This is a genomic window from Chitinivorax sp. B, assembly GCF_005503445.1.
Classification (GTDB): Bacteria; Pseudomonadota; Gammaproteobacteria; order Burkholderiales; family SCOH01; genus Chitinivorax.
On record NZ_SCOH01000016.1, the window covers coordinates 1 to 25,005 of the forward strand.

Below are 25,005 nucleotides of genomic sequence, written 5' to 3' on the forward strand. Positions count from 1 at the left end.
CATTTAAGGTTATGCCACAACGCTGGATTGTAGAGCGCAGTTTCGCTTGGTTGGAAAAACATCGGCGGCTGTGGAAGAACTGTGAGCGGCAGTTGAATACCAGCTTGCAGTTCATCCATCTCGCCTTCTTGGCTCTATTGCTCAAAAGACTTTGAACAGGCTCTTATAACGCAGGGAAGTATTCAGCCTCTTCGGCCACAGATGGCAATATGATCACCCAGAAAGTGTCATTGGGTGAGCTGCCATTTGCGGCCGGCTTGCAAAGCATTTCGTCATTCTCCCGCCACTTCACGTTAATGGGGGCTGGGCGTTTGGAAATCATGCTGCACTATGGCTATAAGGCAGGCAATAATCCGAAATCGATCTACGATCCGGCGTTCAATTTTTATTCCAGCCTGGAAGTATCGGCCATTGCCCCTTCGTCGGATGGTTCTCAAACCCGTCGTTTCGATGCGTTTGAAATCGCTCGTCCAGGTGGCAATATTGGCAGTTTTGCCGAAGGAACCGGCAGCATGTTCGTGTCCTTCGAGAACTTTGGCAATTCCGCCATGGATGTGATGTTGACGGATTTCTCCCGCGTCAATATCGCCAATGCCCAGTGGGGACAGCCCGTACCTGAACCAGAAACCTACGCCATGATGTTGGCTGGCCTGGGGGTGGTGGGTTTTGCCATCCGCAAGCGTCGCCGTGCGATGGCGGATATTGGTTGATGTATTAGGACTGTGTTGATGTGGTGGGTTTTACGGGTCGCCTGACTGATGGCAGGCGGCCCGTTTTTGCTTAGGCGCTCAGTAATTCACGCAGCACATACGGCAGAATGCCGCCGTGTTTATAGTAATCCACCTCGATTGGCGTATCGATGCGGCACAGTACCGGAATGGATTGCTTGCTGCCATCGGCGCGAGTGATCACCAGAGTCAAGTCCTGCTGTGGTTTCAAATCAGCAGTGACACCGATCACGTCGAAGGTTTCACCGCCGGTCAGGCCAAGCGATTCGACGCTGTCCGTGCCTTTGAACTGCAACGGCAGTACGCCCATGCCAACCAGGTTGGATCGGTGAATGCGTTCAAAGCTTTTTGCACACACGGCCTTGATTCCCAACAGTTGTGTGCCCTTGGCGGCCCAGTCACGGCTGGAGCCGGTGCCATATTCCTCCCCGGCAAAGACAACCGTAGGAACACCGCGTTGCTGATAGGCTTGTGCCGCTTCGTATACCGTCGTCTGTTGCCCGTCCAGCACCGTGAAACCGCCTTCCACACGGCTTCCGTCTTCCTTTGGTGGTAGCATCAGGTTCTTCACGCGAACGTTGGCAAATGTACCGCGCACCATCACGTCATGGTTGCCGCGGCGCGAGCCGTAGCTATTGAAATTGAGCGGCGTCACACCTTGTTCCTGCAGCCATTTGCCGGCTGGCGTGACTGGCTTGAAGCTACCCGCCGGGCTGATATGATCGGTGGTGACCGAATCGCCTAGAATCAACAAGGGTTTGGCGCCCACAATATTACCAATGCTGCCGGGCTGCATTCCAAACTGATCAAAGAATGGTGGTCTGGCAATATAGGTGGAGGCTGGCCAGGAATAGACCTGCCCGGTGGGGGCGGGGATCGCATTCCATAGATCATGATCCTTGGTGAAATCGCCATAAAGTGCCCGGAACACGGACGGGTTCATGGCGTAATGCATCAGCTTGTGGATCTCATCGCTACTTGGCCAGATGTCGCGCAAGTAGACGGGTTGGCCTTCCTTGCTGGTACCCAAGGGTTCCTGATCCAGATTGATGTTCACGCGCCCGGCAATGGCAAACGCGACCACCAGTGGCGGGCTGGCCAGGAAGTTGGCGCGTAGGTTGGGGTGGATGCGTGCTTCGAAGTTGCGGTTGCCAGACAGCACGGCAGCACAGACCAGGTCATGACCGGTGATGGCTTCATTGATTTCAGGTAGCAAGTCGCCCGCATTGCCGATACAGGTGGTACAGCCATAGGCGGCAATGTTGAAACCAAGTTGGTCCAGATAGGGTTGCAGGCCGGTTTCCTTCAGGTATTCGGTCACCACGCGAGAACCAGGGCCAAAGCTGGTCTTGATGCGTGGATTGACCGTCAGGCCTTTTTCAACGGCTTTCTTTGCCAATAACCCGGCGGCCAATAACACACCAGGGTTAGAGGTATTGGTGCAACTGGTGATGGCTGCAATCAGCACATCGCCACTGGCAACGTCGATGCCTTCCTTTTTGGTGGCATGTCGTTCACCAAGCTTGTTGGCTGGTTGATTGAAACCATTTTCCGCCACTGGTTTGCTGAACAGGGTGTTGAAACTGTCTTTCATTGCTGGCAGCGGAATGCGGTCCTGCGGGCGCTTGGGGCCGGCCAGTGAAGGCACAATGGTGGACAGATCAAGCTGCAGTGTCTTGCTGTACTGGATATCACCTGCTTTGGGCATGCCAAACAGGCCCTGGGCTTTGAAGTAGGCCTCAAATGTCGCGATTTCCTGCTCCTGTCGGCCAGTACCACGCAGATAGTCGATGGTTTTTTCATCGACTGGGAAAAAGCCCATGGTGGCGCCATATTCCGGGGCCATATTACCGATGGTGGCGCGGTCGACCACGGTCAGACTGGCAGCACCTTCGCCAAAGAATTCGACAAACTTGCCTACTACTTTTTCACGACGCAACAGCTCAGTGACAGTCAGGACCAGATCAGTCGCCGTGATGCCTTCATTCAACTTGCCTTTCAGTTCTACGCCAACCACATCCGGTGTCAGGAAATATACCGGCTGCCCGAGCATGCCGGCTTCGGCTTCGATGCCACCCACGCCCCAGCCAACCACGCCCACCCCGTTGATCATAGTGGTATGGCTATCTGTGCCGACCAAGGTATCCGGGAATGCCACGCCATCGCGAATCTGCACGCCCCGGAACAGATATTCCAGATTCACCTGATGCACGATGCCAATGCCAGGTGGTACGATCTTGAATGTATCAAACGCCTGCATGCCCCATTTCATGAACTGATAGCGCTCGGCATTGCGTTGGAACTCCAGTTCCATGTTCAGGCGCAGGGCTTGCGGGCTGCCTTGATGATCGATCATCACGGAATGGTCGACCACCAGATCCACCGGGACTAGCGGCTCAATGACTTTGGGGTTCTTGCCCATGCTGTGTGCCACGTTTCGCATGGCGGCCAGATCGGCCAATAAAGGAACGCCTGTGAAATCCTGTAGGACCACGCGCGCTACCACAAACGGAATTTCATCCACTCGCTCGACAGTGGGCTGCCAGTTGGCCAACTGCCGTATATGGGCTTCGGTCACTTTTTTGCCATCGCAGTTACGCAGTACGGATTCGAGCACCAGACGAATCGATACTGGCAGCTTCGAGACTGGGCCGATACCGGCGGCTTCGAGTGCGGGTAGCGAATAATAAGCGAGGGGGGGGGCTGCGGGAATCGTCAGGATCTGACGGGTATTGAAAAGGTTGTGGCGCATGATGACTCCGGAAAGGTGGACGGGAGATAACCGGCCTGCTCGATGACCCTGTCTGCATGGCAGATCAAACTCAGTCGGGTGGCCCAACCGTGTGGATAGCTGGGTATGGGGATTGTTCAAGGAATTTCAAGCGCGGATTTTGCGCCATGCCCCATTATAGGTTGCCTTCAGTTTGCGTGTGGTGGCTAGTCAGGGCTATAAAATCAATAGCTTGGTGTTTATTTGGCACTGTTCTCCAGCCATTGGCAAAACGCCTCGATGGCTGGGTCGTTCATCATTGCTCGCGGCACCACCCAGCAATAGCCTCGGACTGGTACACGTGGGGTGGGAAGTGGGGCGATCAGTCCGCCAGTGGCGATTTCCGATTGCATCATCGGCAATGGCCCCAATACCACGCCGAGGCCATCCATGGCGGCTTGCAGGGCTAGGTAGAAATGATCAAAGTGTTGGGTACGGGCAGGTTTCAGATCCGGTACCCCTGCCAAGGTCAGCCAGCGTTGCCAGGCGGTGGGGCGGGTGTCAGCTTGCAATAGCGTGTGTCGGGCAAGATCGGCCGGGATAGTCACTGGCAGCCGCGCCAGCAAGGTTGGGCTGCACAAGGGCAGTTCCCATTCTTCAAGAAACGGTTTGGCGATATAGCCTGGCCAGTCGCCGGGCCAACGTCGCAGGGCAATGTCGAATGGGCTTTCCAGTCGACCCACGTCGCGATCGGAGGTCATCAGTCGCAGTTCGATATCTGGAAACTGCTGCTGAAACTGCGGCAACTGTGGTAGCAACCAGTGCATGGCCAACGTTGGAGTGGAATTGATCACCAGCCGGCGTTGCACATTGGGTTGCATCAGTTGCGCGGTGGCGTTGGCGATGATGTCCAAGCCATCCTGCACCTGTACCAGATAGCGCCAGCCGACATCGGTGAGTTTGACGCGGCGACCGGTGCGTTCGAACAGCTTGACGCCAAGCCAGTCTTCCAGCTGCTTGATCTGTTTGCTCACAGCACCATGTGTGACGAACAGCTCGTTCGCTGCTGCGGAAAAACTGCCTAACCTAGCTGCTACCTCGAAAGTTCGCAGCGCGTTGAGGGGAGGGATATGATTGTTCATCCTGTGATTTTAACTCACAAGGGATGTGGCAATTACTCGTTTGTGTATCTAAGCGTATGGGCGTAATCTACACGCCGATTAAAAGGCTTTGCTGCACTGCATTCGCACGTAGGCAAGCCAATGCCGATCAACCATCAAATTGAAGGTCAACATCATGCTTGAAGCTTATCGCCAACATGTTGCCGAGCGTGCGGCGCTTGGGATTCCCGCCCTGCCGCTGAATGCGCAGCAAACTGCCGATCTGGTCGAACTGCTGAAGAACCCGCCGGCTGGCGAGGCGGAATTCCTGGTCGATCTGATCACTAACCGTGTACCGCCGGGTGTGGATGATGCTGCCAAGGTCAAGGCTTCTTACCTGGCCGCCGTAGCATTCGGTACTGAAGCTTGCCCGCTGATCAGCCGTGAAAAAGCAACTGAACTGTTGGGCACGATGCTGGGTGGCTACAACGTCAAGCCGTTGATCGAGCTGCTGGCAGATGCTGCTGTAGGCGCCATCGCTGCAGAAGGTCTGAAAAAGACCCTGTTGATGTTTGATTACTTCCACGATGTGAAGGAACTGGCCGACAAGGGCAATGCACACGCCAAGGCAGTGATCCAATCGTGGGCAGATGCTGAATGGTTCACCAACCGTCCGGAACTGGCCAAGAAAATCACCCTGACCGTGTTCAAGGTGACTGGCGAGACCAACACCGATGACCTGTCCCCAGCGCCGGATGCGTGGTCCCGCCCTGACATTCCGCTGCATGCATTGGCGATGTTGAAAAACCCGCGCCCTGGTATTGAGGCTGATGAAGCAGGTAAAATCGGCCCGATCAAGCAATTGGCTGCACTGCAAGCCAAAGGCCATCAGATTGCTTACGTTGGTGACGTAGTCGGTACCGGTTCTTCCCGTAAGTCGGCAACCAACTCGGTGTTGTGGTTCACTGGTGACGACATTCCGTTCGTACCCAACAAGCGCTTTGGCGGTTTCTGCTTCGGCACCAAGATCGCGCCGATTTTCTTCAACACCATGGAAGATGCTGGTGCACTGCCTGTTGAAGTGGATGCGGGCAAAATGGATATGGGCGATGTGATCGACTTCTACCCATACGAAGGTAAGGTTGAGAAGAACGGTGAAGTGATTGCCCAATTCGCACTGAAGTCTGATGTGTTGTTGGATGAAGTCCGTGCTGGTGGTCGTATTCCGCTGATCATCGGTCGTGGCCTGACTGCCAAGGCGCGTGAAGCACTGGGTCTGCCGGCTTCCACCGTATTCCGTCTGCCGCACGATCCTGCAGATTCCGGCAAGGGCTTCTCGCTGGCACAAAAGATGGTTGGTCGCGCCTGTGGTCTGCCAGAAGGCAAGGGCGTGCGCCCTGGTACTTACTGCGAGCCGAAGATGACGACCGTGGGTTCGCAAGATACCACTGGGCCGATGACCCGCGACGAGCTGAAGGATCTGGCTTGCCTGGGTTTCTCGGCTGATCTGGTCATGCAATCTTTCTGCCACACTGCAGCGTATCCGAAGCCTGTTGATGTGAAGATGCACCATGAACTGCCAAACTTCATCTCCAGCCGTGGCGGCGTTGCGTTGCGTCCGGGTGATGGTGTGATCCACAGCTGGTTGAACCGCCTGTTGATGCCGGATACCGTGGGTACCGGTGGCGATTCGCACACCCGCTTCCCGATCGGTATTTCCTTCCCGGCTGGTTCTGGTTTGGTGGCGTTTGCTGCTGCTACCGGAGTTATGCCGCTGGATATGCCGGAATCCGTACTGGTCCGTTTCAAGGGTGAAATGCAGCCTGGCGTGACCCTGCGCGATCTGGTCAATGCGATTCCGCTGTATGCGATCAAGGCGGGTCTGTTGACTGTTGAGAAGAAGGGTAAGAAGAACATCTTCTCCGGCCGCATCCTGGAAATTGAAGGTTTGCCAAAGCTGAAGGTTGAGCAGGCATTCGAGCTGTCCGACGCATCTGCAGAGCGCTCCGCAGCCGGTTGTACTGTGCATTTGGATGAAGAACCGATCATCGAATACATGAAGTCCAACATCACCCTGATGAAGTGGATGATTGCGAATGGTTACGCTGACGCACGCACCCTGGAGCGCCGCATCAAATCGATGGAAGCCTGGATTGCCAAGCCGGAACTGCTGCAGCCGGATGCCGATGCAGATTACGCTGCAGTGATCGAGATCAATCTGGCTGACATCAAGGAGCCGATCGTTGCTTGCCCGAACGATCCAGATGATGTGAAGACGTTGTCTGAGGTTGCTGGCGACAAGATCGATGAAGTGTTCATCGGTTCGTGCATGACCAACATCGGCCACTTCCGTGCAGCTTCCAAGCTGTTGGAAGGCAAGAGCGACATCCCGGTTCGCCTGTGGGTTGCGCCACCGACCAAGATGGACGCGCAACAGCTGACTGAAGAAGGTCACTACGGCGTGCTGGGCCGCACAGGTGCACGGATGGAAATGCCAGGTTGTTCGCTGTGTATGGGTAACCAAGCACAAATCCGCAAGGGCTCCACCGCGTTCTCCACTTCCACCCGTAACTTCCCGAACCGTCTGGGCCTGGATACCCGGGTGTACCTGGGCTCCGCCGAATTGGCGTCGGTCTGCTCCATGCTGGGCAAAATCCCGACCTATGAGGAATACATGGCCAACATCGGTGTGATCAACAAGAATGCCGATCAGGTTTACCGTTACATGAACTTCAACGAGATCAAAGAGTATCAAGATGTCGCTGATACCGTTGCAGTGAAGTAACACGCTACTGGCCATTGGCAAATGAAGCGGCCCGCATAAGCGGGTCGTTTTGTTTTGATTGCTGTGATCATTGACTATCGGTGGTGATATGCGTGAAGGCCGTCACCGAATTTTATAGTTGAATGCCTTCAAACGAATGTTGAATGGCTGTGATGAGGGATGATTTGCTGGGTGAATAGCAGGAACGAGTCCATGGCAAACGGTTGCTGTGGGTTGCAATGCTGACATTGGCAGTTTGCTGAGCCAGCGTAGCGCAGTAGGAAAATGGTCCACTTTTCAAATAGTGCCTTAATCGGGTAAAGCCAGTCGGAAGGGTAAAGTTCAAGCATTGGGCTTTAGTTGGAAAAATTGACCAAGGTAATCAGTGAGGCAGGCGTGATCGAGAAGCTCGAAATCAATCATCTCAGAACCCTTGATGCTTTATATAAGTTTGGAAACATATCCCTGGCTGCGGAATATCTCAGTGTCTCTCAGCAGGCAATCAGCCTTCAACTCAAGAAAATAAGAGTGGTTTTGGGGGATCACCTGTTTGTTCGAACCGGGCATGGTATGGTACCAACGCCTTACGCTAAGCTGATTGAACCCCATGTTCTCAAGGTGCTGATTCACCTCAATGAAATACCACTACCTGATTCCATTCTGCCTGGCAGGATGGAAAGGACATTGGTGATATCTGCAACCGACTATACACAAAAGGTCATTGTGGGAGAGTTGATCAAGGATCTGAGAGCATCTGCGCCAAAGGTGAAAGTCATTGTCACCAATATTGAAAGTGCCAATTTAATCAGGAAGATGCATCAAGGTGAAATTGACCTGACATTCACAGTGAGTGGATATGTGCCTGAGGGGTTGATTTCAGAGACCTTGTTTTTCGAGAGGTACCGCTGTGTTTCAGCGGATAAGGCTATCTTGTCTGGCGATTGTCTGTCGCTGGCGGAGCTTGTGAAACATGACTTTGTCGTCACATCACCAGGCATCGCCAGCTTTAAGGGGTCGGCAGACACCTGGTTTGAACAGCAGGGGTTTCATCGGAATGTGGTGCTCTCGGTACCCTCATTTTTTATGGCACAAGCATACTTGAAACAGTCAGATCTGGTGGGATTTCTTCCGTCCCGTCTTTTGCCGTGTGACGGGTTGTTTGACATCCCACTGGAGAAGTACCCTCCGGGATATGAAGTCGTGGCGGCGTATCACCCCAGTGCCAAAAGCGATCCATTTCTGAAATGGTTGCTTGATAGAGTTGGTCAATGCTTTATTGGGTCAACATAGCAAGGCTTGTATCAGTAACAAGCTTGTATTGATGGATCAGGTCTACCTGTATCGGTACGCTGACCGAACGTTTCCATACCGATTTCAGAGGCACTCATGAGTATCAAACATATCAATCCAACCACACTTTATGATGGTGCGCCATTTGGCATGTCTCAGGCTACGATTGAAACAGACAGTGGGTTGGTGTTTGTTTCAGGGCAGGTCGATTGGGACACCAATTATCAGGTCAAAAATGGCAGTATCGAAGTACAGGCAGAAGCCGCTGCAAAAAACCTGCTTGCCGTATTGGCTGCGGCAAACGCTTCTGCCGATCAGATACTGCAGTTGCGTGTCTATGTCAGGGGAGAACTGAGCGATCACATGGAAAAAGTTGTCCCGGTACTCGTCAAGTATTTGGGGGTATCGCGCCCTGCATTGACTGGGATTGGAGTTGCATCTTTGGCATCACCGGATACGTTAATTGAAATTGAAGCGGTGGCGAAAGTATCAAAACAGTCAGTTGCTTGATACCCATCGACTATCTCAAAAGCCATACTCCATATGTTGCCGCACAATATGCCTGATTCCGTCGGTCGAGCCAGATAGCGGGTGAACTTAATTGGGCAGACGAACATGTCTTGCCCCGTACAGAAACAGCCTGTCAGTCAGGCTTTTTTAGGGGCGTGGACAACGTCAGAGGGATTATGTCCGTGCTGTTATGGGTTTTTGATGTGATCAGCCAGGTAATCAATCAGCACGCGCACACTTGGAATCAGCCCCCGCCTGGACGGAAATACCGCATGCACGATACCGGTGGTGGGTGTCCAGTCGGGCAGAATATCGATCAGTTCGCCACTGGCCAGTTCGTCTTCCACTACCATACAGGGTAGTTGGACAACACCCACGCCGCGTAAAGTGGCCCGCTTCAAGGCAGTCATGTCATCGGTAACATAGCGGGGTTGATACAGAACCCGCGCCTTGGCGCCATCAGGGCCGTTCAATTGCCAGCAATGCTCACGATGCGTTCCCCAATCCAGGCTGGGCAAGGTATTCAGGTCAGCAGGGTGTTTGGGGGTGGAATATTTTTCAAGTAATGATGGGCTGGCCACCAGCCGTTGCGGGCTATCAGCCAGATGGCGCATGACCAGATCGCTGTCTTCAAGTGGTGGAAAGCGAACCCGCAGCGCAATATCCAACCCTTCTGCCAACACGTCAACCGGCCGATTGATAGCCTCCAGTAGTACCGTCACTTTCGGATAATCCACCATGAACTGGCCGACCAGTTCACCAATCCGGTAATGCAACAACGTGGTTGGGCAGCTTAACCGGATGACGCCTTGGGGCTCGGACTTGGTGCGCTCAATCACTTCTCTGGCGGATTCCACTTCAACCAGTACGGCCTGGCAACGGCTATAAAACGCCTGGCCGGTTTCCGTGACTGAAAAGTGCCGGGTGGAGCGATTCAGCAAACGTACATCCAGCCGCTCCTCCAGTAAGGCAATGCGCCGACTGAGCTTTGACTTGGGCATGTTCAAAGCCCGGCCTGCTGGTGCGAAGCCGCCATGCTCCACGACTTGCGCAAAATAAAACAGATCGTTCAGGTCATCCATCATCGTTCACAAAATAGAACACTGAGGTCGATTTTACAGGTCTAGCGCGAACAGTGTTGCGAAATTAATATTTCTCCATCAACAGGAGGCACATCATGAAACAAGTTCTTGGCATCTACAGCGCACCGCATCCACACTGGGTTGGGGATGGTTTTCCGGTCCGGACATTGTTCTCATATCACGCATTTGGTAAACATATCAGTCCCTTCCTGCTGTTGGACTACGCAGGCCCGGCAAACTTCGCGCCAACCAGCCAGCAACGAGGTGTTGGACAACATCCCCATAGAGGAATGGAAACGGTTACAATAGTGTATCAGGGCGAACTTCAACACCGCGATTCAACCGGTGCTGGGGGCGTGATTGGACCGGGGGACGTGCAGTGGATGACCGCTGCCTCGGGCATCATGCATGAAGAATTTCATTCAGTACCGTTCTCGCAATCAGGTGGAAACCTGGAGATGGTACAGCTTTGGGTCAACCTGCCTGCGAAGCACAAGATGGACCGCCCTGGTTACCAAAACTTGTTGAATGCCGATATTCCCAACATTTCACTTCCCCATGGGGCTGGGCAGTTGCGGGTAATTGCCGGTCAATATGGTACTGCCCGTGGGCCAGCACATACCTTCACCGAAATGGATGTTTGGGATGTCCGGGTCAAGGCAGGCAATACAGTTACATTCCCCGTTCCTTCTGGTCGCAATACTTCATTGGTGCTGCTACATGGCTCGGTATTGATTAACGCAACATCGGTGGTAAATGAAGGCCAGTTTGCAATGCTTAGCCAGACGGGTGAGGAATTCACACTGCAGGCGAATACTGACGCGGTATTTCTCATACTCAGCGGCGCACCGATTGATGAACCCATTGTGGGGCAGGGGCCTTTTGTCATGAACACCGAGGCAGAAATTCGTCAGGCCATGTACGACCTGAGACAAGGTGCATTTGGCCGTCTCGCCGAACCTGCGTAACTCACGAAAGCTATTTTTGTTTCATCTTTTTCCGTGCCACATTGTGATGTGTGGCGCAATTTCAACCCCACGTTAACTTAATAAAGAGGAATTTCTCATGTCAACAACCTATAAAAGACTGGATAAAAACGACGCGGCCGTATTGCTGGTTGACCATCAAGCCGGTTTGCTCTCGTTGGTGCGTGATATCGAGCCGGACAGATTCACCAACAACGTACTGGCGTTGGCTGATCTCGCTAAGTACTTCAAGCTGCCGACCATTCTGACTACCAGCTTCGAAAACGGCCCAAATGGCCCGCTGATGCCCGAACTGAAAGCACTCTTCCCGGAAGCGCCCTTCATTGCTCGCCCAGGTCAGATCAACGCTTGGGATAATGAAGACTTCGTCAACGCAGTCAAGGCAACTGGCAAAAAGCAACTGATCATCGCCGGTGTGGTGACTGAAGTATGTGTAGCCTTCCCGGTACTCTCCGCACTGGAAGCGGGTTACGACGTTTTCGTCGTGACTGACGCATCCGGTACGTTCAACGACATCACTCGCCAAGCAGCATGGGATCGTATGTCAGCAGCCGGTGCACAGTTGATGAGCTGGTTCGGGCTGGCAGGTGAGTTGCATCGCGACTGGCGTAACGATGTGCAAGGGCTTGGTACTTTGTTTGCCAATCACATTCCGGACTATCGGAATCTGATGACTAGTTTCAGTGCACAAAATGCTAAAGCGTGAAATCGATTTCTAATTTAGATTTTGACTAAGCGATGGGATACAGATCCATATGGATCTGTATCCCATTTTCTTTAGCAAATACTGGGAAGCTGTCTTGAAAACTGAACTACGAGAGCATCCAGCGTGCCTGAACATGAATCGTGGCGGAGAGGATGAGCCATTTGCGCCATGTGCAGGTTCATGCGGCCAACGTGCATGACACTCACAAGATCAAGGATGGCTTTGTCCGTTACTGAAACGGTGGGGAAGCGGGCGTTTGCCTGGCTGAGCAGTTTTCGGCGGCTGGCTAAGGATACGAGGTGCTGACGGCGACGGCCGAAAATTCCGTGCCCATGCTCAACATGATACTTGCCAAATTGCGATGGCATTACCTAGTGTAGTGTTTCACGTAGATTGCGACTGATAAAAGTGATGGATTTCTCGACGAACCGAGGCGCAAACCACATCAATAGCGAGCTATGGCGAGGATTTGTAACGAAGAGTCGGCATGAAGGACACACTTTTATGTCTCAAGAAAAGTGAAACACTACACCAGGCAGCTTCTTGGATGCGGGATTGATTCAGGCTGTGTTACTGGATTTCTTCGGGTTTCACGATCACCCAGTTTTTGTCGGCAGTAACGGGTTGACTCAATGCAGCCTGTTTCTTGGCTGCATCTTCCCACCAACTTTGCATTTGTGGCATGTACTTGGCTTTGCGGTTGACCCACAGGCGCATACCGCCTTTTTCTACATCCACACCGTTCAATAACATATAGCCATCTGACAATGGGGTATCACCGCCAACCAGAATGGGTTTTTTCCATTGATCGATCCAACCGTGGATGGTGCCAAGCTTGCCTTCGTACCAGGTCATTGGGTTAACAAGGTATGGAGTCAGTTCCAGTTGCTGATTGCGGGCCTGGTCGTATTTGCCCTTTTTGATCTGCATGCGAGATGTAGTCAGCTCGCCGGTTTTGCGGTCTTTCAGCAGTAGATTCACACCCAGCACGTTTTGCGGCCTGGCGTTGTAGCCGTATTTCGGGTCAGCGGCGACCATGCGGACCAGTTCTTCACTAGCGGCAGTCATCACATAGACTTCGATACCATTTTCTTGCAGCTTGTTGTACAGCTCTTGCATGCCCGCGAAGGGTTTGGGCGGATTGACGGTACCGTTGACGAGCTTGTCACCCTGGTAGTATTGGATGGGAACGGGCTTGTCGTAAGCCATCAGTTCATCCACGTAACCTTTGAGTTCTTTGAGGGTGAACCCGGAAAACACCTGGGCAACCCAGGGGTAGCAGACCAGATCGTCGATTTCACACAGGCGGAAATAGTAGGAATTCAGGCTTTCCTTGCTTGTATCAGTATCCTTGAACGGGATCAGTTTGAGCGATGGGTCAAGTTTGTCGCGGGTCAGCACACCTTTCATTTCCAAAAACGGTAGCAGGGATTCTTCCAGATCGTAGCGATAGCTGGTGTTGTCCATATCGAATACGGCATAGGCGCCTTTGTTGGCATGTTGCTTGATCAGGACATTCAGCTTGTTGGCCGCTTCAGTTGGCCAGTGTTTCAGATCGGTGGCGTGGGCGCCCAGGCTCAAACTAGTCAGCAGGACAAGGGACGCAAGGCGGGAGGGAATGGACATAAATGGCTTTCTTCTTATATGAACCCGATTGGGAGGTCCACTATTCTAATGACAGATTTGATTTTTAAAAGTATCTGATATGTATTGAATTGAGATTGAATAGAGTTGATCAATTGCGAATTGATTAATTTAAATGTTGAAGCGGACACGCTGCAGTGTGCAGGTGTCCGTAGAAACAAGTGATTGGTAATAGAAGGCCAATGTTGTGGTATGGCTGGCAAAATGCAAGGTCAAGCAGTTTGCTATGGCTGTTGACCTGCTCCGGTCAGTTTATCTCCCTGTGTTGGCCATGCTATCCAGTCGGGTCAAAATTTTGTTGGCTGCAATCAATCGTGGTGCAATGGGGTAGCTCTTGTTGGCCAGAATCACGATGCCAATTTTCCTGGCGGGGATATAGGCAACATAGGCTGCAAAGCCGTTGGTGGAGCCGGTTTTGTTGATGAGTGCATTCGTTGTCGGTGGCTGCGGTGGTGTCAACTGGGTGGCTGGGTTGGCATTGAAGATCATGGTGTCACCGTTGCCTGACTGGAGTTGCTCCAGCTTCACTGGGTAAGGATACTGTTCCCAGATCAGGTCCTGCGTAATGTCGCCTGATTTGAAATAGCCAGTATGGGTGGCATCAATGGCGCGTTGCAGGGGGGTATCAATCTTGTTGACCTGCATATTGGCATCGACGAAGCGAATCATGTCTGCCGCACTGGCTTTCATACTATAGGCCTCAGTCCCCAATAATCCAGGTTGCAAACGTATCGGTTGATCGGCCTTGGTATAGCCCTGTGCATAGAACCTCATCTTGGCTGTGGGTACGGTGATGTAGGTGTTGGTCAGGCCCAGCTTGCTGAATACATGTTGGCTCATGGCGGATTCAAATGATTGATTCAGGCTTTTGGCCGTGATCAGGCCCAGCAGACCGATGCTGACATTGGAATAGTTGCGATGGGTGCCAGCAGCAAAGTCGGATTGCCAGCGTTTCAGATAAGCCGTCAACTGATCAATATGGTTGATTTTGTCGGGCACCTGCAGTGGCAGGCTACCAGCGGTATGGGTAGCAAGATGCAACAGACTGATGTTGTCAAATTGGCTGCCCTGTAATGCAGGCAGGTGTTTGCTGACAGTGTCTGAGAATGACAGTTTGCCAGTGTCACTTGCATACGCGGCCAGGGTGGCGGTGAAGGTTTTGCTGATTGAGCCGATTTCAAACAACGTGTCGCTGCTGATGGGCTGCTGGGTATCTTTTGAAGCGACACCGTAATAGTGGAACGTATGTTTACCATCTACCGTCACGGCGACGGCCATACCGGGGATCGCGTATTGTTGAATGATCGGTTGGATGGCTTTGACAATGGTGTCTTGCAGGTTGGCTGGGTCGGTATTGTCAGCAGCCTGACTGTTTGCGAGGAATAGGGCGGTCAGCAAGGGCAACCACTTTGAAGGTTTCATCTTTTTACTCGAAGTTGAATAGTTGGTCGGATACAGTGGTTTGATGTGTTATCGATGGTCGGTACCACTGCATAGGCGGCCCTGAAAACACATGGAGAGACGTGCACAGATAGACCATCGCTTGGTCACTGAAGACGGACAAGCTGTAAACCTATGGTTGCAAATCTTAGCAGTGGATGGGTTGCGGACAGGCTGCTGGTGTCGTAACACATGTAACGAGATCTGTGCCACATGATTGGTTCAGGGGCTGACGGACATCTGCATGATGGCCTGATAACCATATGGCATCTGTTCCTTGTAAATCTTTTCCAGTGTCCCATCTTTGATCATCTCGCCGACAACCCGATCATATGCGGCGGCCAGTTCGCGCTTATTCTTGTTGAAGGTGAGATAGAGCTTGGTGGAGTCGAGCAAGGGGGTGAGTACCCGGATTTTGATCTGTAGCCGTTCGGCAAGAATGGGAGCCGTATATGGGTCCAGCACAACGTAGTCATAGCGGTGCCGTGCCAGCTTGCGCAGCATGTCCTCATCCGTGGTGGCGTAATTAGGGTGCCAGCCCTTGAAGCTGGTAATTTTGGCTGTGTAGTCGTAACCACGGACCATGCCGATGGTTTTGCCTTGCATGGCCGACCAGCTGAATGTGGTTTGTGGAAAAGTATCCAGCACATAGACGCCAAGTGGGTAGTTGCCCGTAGGGTGTTGGCCACTGATGAAATGCGGTGATGGCGCATTGTCTATCACCGCATCGTAACGCCCTGATTTGACATACTCCAGGCAACGGGGCCAGGGGAGTTCATTGGCTTGAAAGCGGAGTCCGAGCCGACGAAATGCTTCAGTCAACATGGCAAAGGTACCGCCACTGACAATCTTTTGTTTGTCAGTATAGGTGAACGGTGCCCATTCAACCCCGCACAGCATGATATCCCGCCCCCAGGAGAGCTGTGCAGCCAACGCAACGCCGATGATGCCAACTTGGCGGAGCATGGTGATTCCAGTGTGACCCAATGATATCGCTCAAAAAATTGTGAAATGTCAGTATTCAGCGTAGTGCACTGGGCGCAGGGTTTCTGGTTGGATTGACTATGGTTGCGTCTGCAGACAGCAAGATAATGATGTTTGTTTTGGCTGCCGAGATGATGGCAATGTTGCCTGACATCACCGCTTCATCAAGGCTGGGCATCGTGATGGATAAAGGCCGATTCGGCAGCAATCCATTCAGGATTTGCTGCCGTCGGGGTGAAGTGGTATCAGGTCAATTGCAAAAAAGAAGCAAATTGATCAGCCCTGTTTTTCGGCCGCTGTTTTCAAGTTGGCCAGCCCTGCCTCGAAATCCTTGCCGACCATTCGGTCTACGTCGACAAACACCTGCATCAACTTGGAAATAAAGGGTGTCGGGCCAGACATGGTCCAGGTTACATCCGTCGTTTCCCCATGTGGATTCAATGTGAACTCGGCGGTGTTGTGACCGGTAATCGGTTTGACGAAATCCAGCTTGATGGTGACCTTGGATGGGGCGGTGACATCGGTGATCTCCATGCTGCCTTTGCCAACGTCGCGGTTTCCCTCCCATTCATAGATGGCACCCTTGCCATTCGGTGGCCCGCCAAATGTCCGCTTCATTGCGGGATCTTTTTTCTCCCAGGGTGACCATGTGCCCCAGCGGTGGAAGTCGTTGATCAGGGCAAAGACTTCTTCTGGCGGAGCATTGACTGTCGTTGCCCGCTGGATACGGAACGTATCTGGCTTAGTTGCGGCCATGACAAGCAGCACAGCGATGACAACGATGACGAGGACTGCGATGGTTTGAAACATGGTTTCCTCCTGGTTCGACATTGAATCATGTGCAGGGCAGGCTACGGTCGCCATGCCATGCTGATATGGAGAAAGGCTTCAATGAAAATCAATCACATCATCAGATACATCTTTGATTGTTGTGAGGCTACTTTGTTAAATGAATAGTATGAAGCTATTGATGTGTTGTTGACATTGAAGTGGCAAATTCAATATAACAACATCTTCATGGGTGGATATGATTTGGATTAAACTTCGCCGCTGCCAAGTCAAGTGGGAATAGGTTGGTTCATCTATTTTTAAGTTTCTGTATCTTGCTGATAAAGCAGGTTAATAGTTTATCTGTGATTCGCCTTCAACTTATCACCGCTGCGGTGGAATTTCAAGGTGCACGTGGAGTGTTATGAAGGCCTGAATGTCTTTCAATTGTATGATAAATATTTTAGGGGTGGCTTTCAGGTTAAATGATGGAAAGGAGAGGGGCATTAATCGAGATGGTCACATAAAAAGGAACGTGAGGTTTTATCAGGCTAGCCAAGCATCGTGGATGAACGCAGCCAGGTGATACCATGAGCAGGCTGCCATGGCAAATCATATGGCGTATTCCGGAGGGGGCCGTTGCAATTTTCACCTGCCACTGCAAGTGGGGCCGATAACCCCGTATACTGCCGCGCTGATTTGCATCATCGAAAGGAAACATCGTGGCCCAAGCCAATACAGTGAACCCGTGCCCACGTTGTGGCCAGCCCGGTGAAGTGAGGAAGTCGGGCTCGAACCGTTGCTGGGTGCAATGCATCAAATTCGGTAAGGATGGCAATTGCAAAGCGATTTCGACGATCTGCCCAACCAGGGCCGAAGCGATTGCGGCGTGGAACAAGATGCGCTGAGTACAGCTGTTGTTCGTCCAGGAGAACGGCCCAAGTCCACGGGCCGCTTTTTTTCAACTCTTACCCATTTCTTTGGCTGGTCAGCCCATCAGTCCCATTGCGGGCTGAAATCAGGGTTGGCCAGGCGCTCGTTCCGATCCAACTTGGCAATGGCTTGCATGTCGTCGTCACTCAGCACGATGTCGGCGGCTTTCAGATTGTTGGCCAGATGTGTCCGCTGAGTTGATGACGGAATGACGTGCAAACCCTGTTGCAGCAACCATGCCAGCGAGATCAGGGCCGGGGTGGTTTGCCGCTGGGTGGCAATGCGTTGTAATACCGGCTCATCCATCACTTTGCCATAGGCCAGTGGCATGTAAGCCGTTACCCGAATGCCTTGCTGCTGGCAAAAGGTCACCACCTTGCGGTTTTGCAAGAATGGGTGAATCTCGATCTGCTGGTTGGCAATCGCGTGGCTACCGACGATATCAATGGCCCGTTGCAAATGGCGGAGGGTGAAGTTGGAGACGCCAATCGCACGCGTCAGCCCTTGTTGCTGGGCTTCGGCCAGTGCAGTCATGTATTCCTCAACGGAGAGGTCGTTGTTGGGTGAAGGCCAGTGGATCAGCGTCAGATCGACCTGATTGACCTGTAACTTGTCGAGACTCGCTTTCAGGCTGTCGGCCAGCTTGTTTTTGCTCAGGTTGTCGAGCCAGATCTTGGTGGTCAGGTACAACGCGTCACGGGCAACACCGCTTTGACGAATGGCTTTGCCCACCTCCGCTTCATTGCCATAAACCTGTGCCGTGTCGATATGGCGATAGCCTTCCGCCAGCCCGTTGAGCACGGCGTCAATGACAACTTGATCTTGCAGGCGGAACGTACCAAGGCCAATGCGGGGTATGTTCATGTGATGGACTCCAAGTAATGATAAAAGGATCAAGTAACGGTTGATACAGTCGCGAGCCGAGAACCCGCGCCAACAGAAGCTAGTGTGGATATTTCGCAAATTCGCGAGGTGATGGCGCAGGATTTTGATTCATAGGGAGATTTCGTGAAGGCGTCGCGTAGTGGCTCTTACGCGCGACAGAACGAAAATCTTCATATGGATCAAAAGACAAGCTAGCACTCGCGTCAATTTATGAAATATCCAGGCTAGTGTGCGGTGACGGTAACGGCTGGTTTGCCACGTGGGTCTATGCCTGCTTGTCGATCCAGTCGTCCGGCCCAGGTGGTCAGCAGTAGCGCGCCAACAACGACCACAGCACCAATCCAGGGTGTGGCCAGCAATCCAAGGCTGTTGACGATCAGCCCACCCGCCCAGGCGCCGCCGGCAATGCCAATGTTGAAGGCAGCAATATTCAGGCCGGAGGCGACATCCAGCGCATGTGGTGCATCGCGTTCCGCCTGTTTCACCACATACAGTTGCAGCCCGGCCACGTTGCCAAACGCCACGGCACCCCAGGCCAACACAGTGGCAACGACCAGTACTGGCGAATGGGCGGTGAAGGTCAATACCAGCAACACCAACGCCAGCAGGCTGAAAATGCACTGCAGTGCGGTGATCGGGCCTTTACTGTCCGCCAGTTTGCCACCCCAGATGTTGCCGATTGCCACTGATACACCATAGACCAGCATCACCCAGCCCACGCTGCTGGCGGCAAAACCGGTCACTTGCTGCAGGAGGGGGGCCAGATAGGTAAAGGCGATAAAGGAACCGCCGTAGCCCAGCGCCGTCATCGCATACACCAGCAGCAGGCGGGGTTTGGTCAGCACGGTGAGTTGGGCTAACAAGGTGGTCGGCTTGGTCATCGGAATCTGGCGTGGAATCAGAATCAGACTGCCAACGAATGCCATCACGCCCAGCAGCGATACCGCCAGGAAGGTGGCCTGCCAGCCGAAGCTTTGACCGATGAACGTACCCAGCGGCACGCCAGTCACCAGCGCAACCGTCAGGCCGGAAAACATGGTGGCAATTGCACTGGCCCCTTTTCCCTTGGGCACCAGGCCAGTCGCAATCGTGGAGCCGATCGAGAAAAACACCCCATGTGCCAGACCGGTCAGTACCCGTGCCGCCATCAGCGCCTCATAGTTGGGTGCCATCCAAGCGACCAGGTTGCCCAGGGTAAACAATGCCATCAATCCCAGCAGGAGTTGTTTGCGAGGTACGCGACCCGTCAGGGCTGTGAGCACGGGGGCACCAACAGCTACACCCAGCGCATACAGGCTGACCAGCAAACCGGCAGAGGGTAGCGATACCCCTAAACTGATGGCAATGGTTGGGATCAGGCCGACAATGACGAATTCGGTGGTGCCAATGGCAAAGGCGCTGAGTGTCAGCGCCCATAAGGCGGCAGGCATGGTGTGCTCCGGTGAAATTGAATGTGCTGGCATTGTGGCTGCTTGTTCTCTGGGGAAAAATCCGCTCTACTGACAATCACTTTTGACGGGGAGTCAATAATGCTGAATGTCGATGCCTTGATTGCTTTTGTCGCCATCATCGATGCCGGTTCGTTTTCTGCCGCCGCGGCCCAGCTGCAACAAACGCCTTCTGGCGTCAGTCGTACCTTGTCCCGTTTGGAAAGACAGTTGGGTGTCAGCTTGATTACGCGAACGACACGACGGTTGGATCTGACCGAAGAGGGCCGTTGGTTGCTGACCAGAGCTCGGCAGATTCTGATGTCGTTGGCCGAAACAGAAGCCCAACTGCATGCCAGTCTGTCGCAGCCATGCGGTCTGTTGCGGGTGAATGCAGCTACCCCGGTGCTCAATCACTTGATTGCACCACTGGTGGCCGGTTTTCAACGACAATTTCCACTGGTACGGCTTGAACTGATCGGGGCGGAAAGCGTGGTGGATCTGATTGAAGAGCGTGCCGACGTCGCCATTCGTATCGGCCCATTGGCTGATTCCACATTGAATGCACGGCGACTGGGGGAAAGCCGTTTGCGGTTGGTGGCAGCCCCGTCATATTTGTCACGTAATCCAATGCCCAACAATATTGCTGAGCTTTCGAAACACGCGTTGCTTGGGTTCACCAGTCCGGCATCGCTCAATGTTTGGCCGTTGATGGCTGGCCAGCAGGCCGGTTGGTCAATTGAACCGGCAATTGCCGCATCCAGCGGCGAAACGTTACGACACTTGGCACTGAACGGTGCGGGCATTGCCTGCCTTGCCGACTTTCTGATTGGCGGCGACCTGAACGCCGGTCTGCTTCAGCCTGTGCTGGCAGATGCTGTCTTACCTTGGGCACAACCGGTCTGGGCTGTGTTTTACAAGCAGGGTGCGTTGGCACCACGCATCGGTTGTTTTGTGGACTACTTGGCAAGTGCTTTGCCGTTGTAAAACATGGATGTCTCAATCATGGACAGATCAAAACCGGGCTGGTCGGTTTGGATTGGTGGCCTGTCAGCGCCCTGAAAATACCATCTATCAATGAAGGTTTCATCGTGCAAGACAGGGGCTCACTCGTTCGGCTATCAATTCTGCGTAACGTCACTGTTTAAAATCAATTAATTATTTATATGCTCAAACATGCTTAATGAATGTTGTGGTTGTAAAAAATAAATAATATTGAACAGTTAAATAAATGATATTTGACATGTGGATTACAGTTTTCTGCTAGTGGTTTGGCTATGGGTAACGGTTTTAACGAGTTGCTTGATGTGGATATGTTTTTGTTTGTAGTGTTTTGTTTTTGTTGTTTTTTGGTGATTTGTGATTGGGTTGATTTAATTCTTGACTTTGGTGGTTTGGCAGCAAGAATATAATCTCGCCGATGTAGTTGGCGGTTCAAAAGATGGCACTGCATCGGTAATCACAGAAGTATCCCGAAACCTACAAGGAGGTGTTCATGGATAGCTTTCTCAACCTGCAAAATGGATTTTACAATGCATTGTCGCAGGGCTTGGGCTTTTCCCCAGGTAGTCCGTTCCAGTTGTTTCAGCCTTCCACACCGCTGTTACCTGGCAACAACCAAGCATTGTGGATGTATTTCAACAATATTCCGCCATTTTCATTGACCCAGAACTATGTCGCCAGCGCTGGCAACCAGTTCTTCAGTGATTACCAGGGCATGATGTCTGCATTGCAGGGCCCACCCAACAACTTCGAGCAGGATGTGGGCGAAGTCTGCTTCAATGCGTGGATCAGCTATGTCACCAGCCTGAACCCGGCCCCGTCGCCAAACCAGTTGCCTACCTTGTTCCGTAACTGGGCGATGATCCGCTACCCAAGTGTGGCGGTTCGTGGTGCATCGGATCTGTCGGCAATGTTGCTGGACCCGATCAGTGCCGGCCAACTGGCGCTGATGCCATATCAGAATGGTACGCCACCAGACTGGAGCCTTGGCTACGACGCACTGGTGAACCAACTGAGCGTTGCACCGTCCCGCTCGTTTGATCTGTCAAGCAGCAGCATGAATTCGGACGTATCCAATAGCTGGACGCAGGGCGGCAACAGCGGCTTCTTCGGACTGTGGGGCGGTAGCAGTTATCAGTCCAGCGAGAGCCAGACCTTTGCATCGTCCGGTGTCACGGTATCGGCATCGTTTGCACATGTGATGACCTTTGTTGCATCGCCTGGCAACTGGTACAACTCGTCAGCAATGGGCGAGGCTTACAGCCAGAAGAGTGGCGTGCCTTGGAATCCGCAGTCACCAATCAATTGGGGCAATACCTTCGATCCGAAGTCGGGCAACATGGCACGTTTCGCGGCCAACCTGATTGTGGCCGATACCATGCGTATTCAGGTGACTTCGCTGGCTACGTTCAACAGCGATCAACAAACCACTATCCGCAACAATTCCAGCGCCGGCATGTGGCCGTTCTACTGCAAGGGCAGCAGCAGTGGTGCACATACCGAAGTGTCGTTCAACAACAACGGTCAGATGACGGTGTTGATCAGCAGCCAGCCTGGTGTGCCAGTGGTGATCGGTGTGAATGTGCTGTCAGCAGGCGAATTTGTCGGCCACGCGGTTGAAGGGGCGAAGCTGGTCCGCAAGTAAAGGGAAATCCGCCATCTCGCACTGGTTGATGCTGTCAGGGAGAGACTCGGGAGATTGAATCCGAGCATGTCCAGCATCGGCCGTGTGCCGCCGGCGGGTATGACAGAGCCTGGTCGCTTTTGCTGCCAGGCTTTGTCACGATCTCACAAGCTGCAGAATTGCTCATTGCGGCTAATTTCCAAAAATAACACTGGCTTGCCTCTCGCTGACACAGATGCGGCTGGCAGACAGGGAGGTAGGCTATGTTGACGCCATTGCAGCCTGATCCGATGACTCAATTGCAGAACCGTTGGTACAACACCGTGGTGGATAGCTTGCATTTGTCCCGTAATGCATTTCAATTGAATGTCCCGGTAGTGCCTGTGGCAACTGAAGATGCCGCTATCTGGGCATATTTGAATCAGATACCACCGGTTTCTCTGACCGCGAATCAGTCCCAATCGGATGGGAACACCTTTTTTGATCAATATGAAGCAATTGCCTTGCAAATGCAGTTTCCGCAATCTGCGTTTGAACAGGATATCGGCGAGGTGAATTACCAAGCCTGGATGGCTTATCTGGCCACCATTAATCCACCTCCGCAGTTGTCTGCCCTGCCAGCACTTTTCCGTAATTGGGCTATGGTGAAGGCACCGGCAGTAATGGCGGTGGGGGTGGCGGATCTGTCGAATATGGTACTGATCAACACAGCGCAGATTGCTTTGCTACCCTATATCGAACAACCGGCCAAGCCAGTGGACTATATGCTGGGGTATCAGGCGATGATGTCCCAGGTTTACAACGCGCCATCGGCAACGGTGTTGTTTGACAGCATGGCTGCCAGCAGTGACGTCAGCAATACCTGGGCCAAGGGGGTGGATTTCGGTGTGCCGGGGCTCTGGGCTGGCAGTAGTCCGCACAGCCGAATCAGCCGAGGGTTTGCTGCAAGTCACGTGCGGGCGCAACTCAATCTACATGCGGTGTCTGTCTGGACTTCTCCGCCAGGGGCCTGGTATAGCTCAATGATGTTGCACCTTGCCTATTCCAGCCAGAGTAGCCCACCATGGCCCGCGGACGCCTTTCCGAACTGGCAGGATGAATTTGGTGCTGATGGCGCTTTGCCGGATGCAGTGGGTTCGCTACTGATTGTGAATGGGTTGACCCTGACGGTGACAACGTCGCATCGGTTCCCTGCAGTGGATCAGCTATTGATCAATGACAATGTGCAGCGTGGTACCTGGCCGCTGTTCAGTCCAAATCAATCAGGTGTGGTATCGAATCAGGCAGAGTTTGACAATGACGGCTTGTTGACTCTGACGACCACGGTTGCGACAGGGCATCCTGTTGTACTTGGGGCGAATGTACTAGCTATCAACAGCTATCTTGGACATGGTGGCTAGCAGGGGCTGTTTATCAGCGGGCTGTCTGCATGGATGATCATCATGGCACATATGAGGCTGTTCGGATTGGGCCTCAGGATCATGTGCTGTTCAACACCTTGTTTGCCTTAAGTATTCGGCCCCAAGGTATGGCGGATGAAAATCCGCCATACCTTGGGGCCGAACGGGCGTGGCTGCCATGACTGCCGTTATGTCTGTGTCGGTGGCTGGTCAGAGCGGGCTGGGCAATACTCGTGATGTGACACAGCTATGTGCGGTTGCGACGCAAATGACCCAGTCCCAGCAAGCCGAGTGCCGCCAGCGATAAGATACTGGGTTCCGGGACTTTGTTGCTGGGTATGAATGCCTGCAGGTCGCCGAACGTCAGCATGTCGAAACCGATTCCGCCGGTGGATGGGTTGCTCAGGCTAGGGTCGACCACGACTGAATGAAACAGGCCCAAACCTGCCAGTTCCAGGTGATCGTTGCCACCGCCTTCTACCTGTGTCACTTTGCCAATCAAGCTGCCATCCACCGCATAACCGTATAGTGTGATGCTATTACCGCTGCCACCTGCACGGTCAGTATTGATGCTGAAGAAGTCCGTTAGCATGGGGCTGTTGCCATCTTTGGTGGAAACAAAGGTGAAGCGCATTGGGGCATCGTAATCCAGAAAGCCTTTGCTACCAATGCCACCAATCATGTAACGACCTGATGCAGCATGGCCCACGCCACCATCAAGCAATACTGTGTTTTCGGCAACGATGCCCAGATCGGCAAAGTGGCGATTCACTTTCGCGCTATCCGGCAATGCGCTACCTTGCCAGTATGGAATGGCGCTCAAGCCGACGGATTGCGGGTTTTCGAAATCCAGCATGGTCAATGCACTGGCTTGTGTAGCCAAGCCTATCCCTGCGATTGTTGTGATGATGCACAACGCTTTATTAACGATTGATTTCATTTTATCCAGTTTGAAATAGCGATGAAGCTGCCGTGGTCAGGTAGCAGCGTGTTTAACGGTAATATGTCTGAGAACATGTTCA

20 protein-coding genes are annotated in these 25,005 nt (G+C 52.9%); 10 read left to right on the plus strand and 10 right to left on the minus strand.

The window, feature by feature from the left end; translation table 11 throughout:
- Together FFS57_RS11485 and FFS57_RS25810 are read left to right on the plus strand one after the other, a co-directional pair.
- Window positions 1–155, plus strand: a 155-nt coding sequence (locus FFS57_RS11485; RefSeq protein WP_171013860.1) for a transposase, incomplete at its 5' end; no start/stop codon positions are given.
- 54 nt (window positions 156–209) lie between these two features.
- On the plus strand, window positions 210–710 hold the full coding sequence (locus tag FFS57_RS25810; protein ID WP_249383976.1) for a PEPxxWA-CTERM sorting domain-containing protein: 501 nt from the start codon (window positions 210–212) through the stop codon (window positions 708–710).
- Between the two features lie 70 nt (window positions 711–780).
- On the opposite strand, the gene acnA is transcribed toward FFS57_RS25810, so the two are convergent.
- Together acnA and gcvA are read right to left on the minus strand one after the other, a co-directional pair.
- Complete coding sequence (acnA, locus tag FFS57_RS11495; protein ID WP_137937937.1) at window positions 781–3,480, minus strand: aconitate hydratase AcnA; 2,700 nt, start codon at window positions 3,478–3,480, stop codon at window positions 781–783.
- 218 nt (window positions 3,481–3,698) lie between these two features.
- On the minus strand, window positions 3,699–4,580 hold the full coding sequence (gcvA, locus tag FFS57_RS11500) for a transcriptional regulator GcvA (RefSeq protein WP_137937938.1): 882 nt from the start codon (window positions 4,578–4,580) through the stop codon (window positions 3,699–3,701).
- A gap of 154 nt (window positions 4,581–4,734) precedes the next feature.
- On the opposite strand from gcvA, the gene acnB reads away from it, so the two are divergent.
- The 3 genes from acnB to FFS57_RS11515 all read left to right on the plus strand — a co-directional run bounded on the left by acnB (window position 4,735) and on the right by FFS57_RS11515 (window position 9,102).
- Window positions 4,735–7,323 (plus strand): bifunctional aconitate hydratase 2/2-methylisocitrate dehydratase, encoded by a 2,589-nt coding sequence (gene acnB, locus FFS57_RS11505; protein WP_137937939.1) that lies wholly within the window; start codon window positions 4,735–4,737, stop codon window positions 7,321–7,323.
- 339 nt (window positions 7,324–7,662) lie between these two features.
- Window positions 7,663–8,592 carry a LysR family transcriptional regulator gene (locus FFS57_RS11510; RefSeq protein WP_249383977.1) on the plus strand — a complete coding sequence of 310 codons (930 nt, stop codon included), beginning with the start codon at window positions 7,663–7,665 and terminating at the stop codon, window positions 8,590–8,592.
- A 96-nt stretch (window positions 8,593–8,688) separates the two neighbouring features.
- Window positions 8,689–9,102 (plus strand): RidA family protein, encoded by a 414-nt coding sequence (locus tag FFS57_RS11515; protein WP_137937940.1) that lies wholly within the window; start codon window positions 8,689–8,691, stop codon window positions 9,100–9,102.
- A gap of 188 nt (window positions 9,103–9,290) precedes the next feature.
- Here FFS57_RS11515 and FFS57_RS11520 read toward each other — a convergent pair whose 3' ends face one another.
- On the minus strand, window positions 9,291–10,184 hold the full coding sequence (locus FFS57_RS11520) for a LysR family transcriptional regulator (RefSeq protein WP_137938026.1): 894 nt from the start codon (window positions 10,182–10,184) through the stop codon (window positions 9,291–9,293).
- A gap of 95 nt (window positions 10,185–10,279) precedes the next feature.
- On the opposite strand from FFS57_RS11520, the gene FFS57_RS11525 reads away from it, so the two are divergent.
- Window positions 10,280–11,152, plus strand: a complete 873-nt coding sequence (locus tag FFS57_RS11525) for a pirin family protein (RefSeq protein WP_137937941.1) — start codon at window positions 10,280–10,282, stop codon at window positions 11,150–11,152.
- Between the two features lie 97 nt (window positions 11,153–11,249).
- Window positions 11,250–11,876 carry an isochorismate family cysteine hydrolase YcaC gene (gene ycaC, locus FFS57_RS11530; protein ID WP_137937942.1) on the plus strand — a complete coding sequence of 209 codons (627 nt, stop codon included), beginning with the start codon at window positions 11,250–11,252 and terminating at the stop codon, window positions 11,874–11,876.
- Between the two features lie 570 nt (window positions 11,877–12,446).
- On the opposite strand, the gene FFS57_RS11535 is transcribed toward ycaC, so the two are convergent.
- From FFS57_RS11535 to FFS57_RS11565, 6 genes are all read right to left on the minus strand, one after another.
- The gene (locus FFS57_RS11535) at window positions 12,447–13,502 is read right to left on the minus strand and encodes a haloacid dehalogenase-like hydrolase (RefSeq protein ID WP_137937943.1); all 1,056 of its coding nucleotides are present in this window, start codon (window positions 13,500–13,502) and stop codon (window positions 12,447–12,449) included.
- 270 nt (window positions 13,503–13,772) lie between these two features.
- A complete protein-coding gene (ampC, locus tag FFS57_RS11540) occupies window positions 13,773–14,942 on the minus strand; it encodes a class C beta-lactamase (RefSeq protein WP_137937944.1) in 1,170 nt (389 codons plus the stop codon).
- A gap of 240 nt (window positions 14,943–15,182) precedes the next feature.
- Entirely contained in the window at window positions 15,183–15,926 is a 744-nt protein-coding gene (locus FFS57_RS11545) for a substrate-binding periplasmic protein (RefSeq protein ID WP_137937945.1), read from the minus strand.
- A 294-nt stretch (window positions 15,927–16,220) separates the two neighbouring features.
- On the minus strand, window positions 16,221–16,754 hold the full coding sequence (locus FFS57_RS11550) for an SRPBCC family protein (protein WP_137937946.1): 534 nt from the start codon (window positions 16,752–16,754) through the stop codon (window positions 16,221–16,223).
- 954 nt (window positions 16,755–17,708) lie between these two features.
- Window positions 17,709–18,509 carry a 2,5-didehydrogluconate reductase DkgB gene (gene dkgB / locus FFS57_RS11560; protein WP_137937947.1) on the minus strand — a complete coding sequence of 267 codons (801 nt, stop codon included), beginning with the start codon at window positions 18,507–18,509 and terminating at the stop codon, window positions 17,709–17,711.
- A 245-nt stretch (window positions 18,510–18,754) separates the two neighbouring features.
- Window positions 18,755–19,960 (minus strand): MFS transporter, encoded by a 1,206-nt coding sequence (locus tag FFS57_RS11565; protein WP_137937948.1) that lies wholly within the window; start codon window positions 19,958–19,960, stop codon window positions 18,755–18,757.
- Between the two features lie 99 nt (window positions 19,961–20,059).
- Between FFS57_RS11565 and FFS57_RS11570 the strand changes: the two genes are divergently transcribed.
- From FFS57_RS11570 to FFS57_RS11580, 3 genes are all read left to right on the plus strand, one after another.
- Window positions 20,060–20,944 carry a LysR family transcriptional regulator gene (locus FFS57_RS11570; RefSeq protein ID WP_137937949.1) on the plus strand — a complete coding sequence of 295 codons (885 nt, stop codon included), beginning with the start codon at window positions 20,060–20,062 and terminating at the stop codon, window positions 20,942–20,944.
- A gap of 508 nt (window positions 20,945–21,452) precedes the next feature.
- Window positions 21,453–22,604, plus strand: coding sequence for a hypothetical protein (locus FFS57_RS11575; RefSeq protein WP_137937950.1), 1,152 nt, complete (start codon window positions 21,453–21,455; stop codon window positions 22,602–22,604).
- A 242-nt stretch (window positions 22,605–22,846) separates the two neighbouring features.
- Window positions 22,847–23,983 (plus strand): hypothetical protein, encoded by a 1,137-nt coding sequence (locus FFS57_RS11580; RefSeq protein WP_137937951.1) that lies wholly within the window; start codon window positions 22,847–22,849, stop codon window positions 23,981–23,983.
- A 247-nt stretch (window positions 23,984–24,230) separates the two neighbouring features.
- Here FFS57_RS11580 and FFS57_RS11585 read toward each other — a convergent pair whose 3' ends face one another.
- Window positions 24,231–24,923, minus strand: coding sequence for a PEP-CTERM sorting domain-containing protein (locus tag FFS57_RS11585; protein WP_137937952.1), 693 nt, complete (start codon window positions 24,921–24,923; stop codon window positions 24,231–24,233).
- Window positions 24,924–25,005 lie beyond the last annotated feature (82 nt).